Source organism: Endozoicomonas sp. ONNA1, from assembly GCF_024606325.1.
Lineage (GTDB): Bacteria > Pseudomonadota > Gammaproteobacteria > Pseudomonadales > Endozoicomonadaceae > Endozoicomonas_A.
Genome location: NZ_JAHHPN010000807.1, coordinates 1 through 1,067, shown reverse-complemented (window position 1 = coordinate 1,067; position 1,067 = coordinate 1). Strand labels below are relative to the sequence as shown.

2 protein-coding genes are annotated in these 1,067 nt (G+C 54.0%); one reads left to right on the top strand and one right to left on the bottom strand.

Annotation, left to right across the window (positions count from 1 at the left end):
- A partial coding sequence (locus KDK19_RS19235) for a 3'(2'),5'-bisphosphate nucleotidase CysQ (RefSeq protein ID WP_257292649.1) occupies positions 1–496 on the bottom strand: 496 nt, incomplete at its 3' end.
- A gap of 89 nt (positions 497–585) precedes the next feature.
- On the opposite strand from KDK19_RS19235, the gene KDK19_RS19230 reads away from it, so the two are divergent.
- A complete protein-coding gene (locus KDK19_RS19230) occupies positions 586–978 on the top strand; it encodes an MBL fold metallo-hydrolase (protein WP_257292648.1) in 393 nt (130 codons plus the stop codon).
- The last annotated feature ends 89 nt before the right edge of the window (positions 979–1,067 follow it).

The window sequence follows — 1,067 nt, the reverse complement described above, 5'->3', positions numbered from 1 at the left end:
GGTTTTTGCTTGCAACGACCCGTTTCACTTCGCCCCTGGGGTTAACAACATTGATTCGGTGAACACGGCCAGAGAGATCCCTCTTGAACGCGCCTTGCCCAACCGCCCCCCAAAAGGCCTCTTTGAGAGCGGGAGCAATCACCACCCCCAACACAGGGGTCCCACGCTCAATCAGGGCAATATTTACGGTGAATTCTCCAGTGCGCTGGGTAAAATCCTTGGTGCCATCGACGGGGTCAATCAGCCAGAAACGAAGCCAATGCCGGCGTTCGTCCCAGGGAATCTCTTGGCCCTCCTCAGAAAGGATCGGGATGTCGCTGCTGATGTTCCGCAACCCACGAACGATCACCTCGTGGCTGGCGATATCCGCTGCGGTGATCGGCGACTCGTCGCCTTTGAAGCTCACCTTGAAATCGGACTGATAGATATGAAGGACGCGCTCACTGGCCTCGTCGGCCACCTTGAGAACGTCGGAAAGAATGGTGTCGTAGCGCATCTGTACAGCTTCCTGCCTTAAGTCAAAACGGTCTGTCGTTGCATGGGCCATACTAACATTGCACGCATGGCTCACCAGAGGACTGACTGATGAAACTTCAATTCCTCGGCGCTACCGGTACAGTCACCGGCTCCCGCTATCTGCTTTCCGACGATAAGCACCGCCTGCTGGTGGACTGCGGCATGTACCAGGGCGTAAAAACTCTTCGTCGACGGAACTGGGCCCGATTCCCTGTAGAGCCTTCCAGTATCAATGCCGTTGTCCTTACCCACGCTCACATCGACCACACTGGCTATCTGCCGGCCCTGGTGAAGAACGGATTCAAGGGCAAAATTTACTGCACCACCGCCACCCACGAACTGTGCAAGGTACTGCTTCCTGACGCCGGCTTTCTACAGGAAGAGGATGCGAAATACGCCTTTCGCAAAAAGTTCTCCAAGCAAAACGCGACTTTATTAAGCTTCTCATCATGTGACGGATAATCTCGAGACCCAACCAGGGATGCGACCGTACATGTCACAAATGAGGTTATCGATGGACATACACGCCAAAATCATCGTTAATTTGAAAG

What these genes read in the sequence shown, in the direction of transcription:
- KDK19_RS19230 (WP_257292648.1), top strand. Translation starts at nt 586, where the DNA reads ATGAAACTTCAATTCCTCGGCGCTACCGGTACAGTCACCGGCTCCCGC.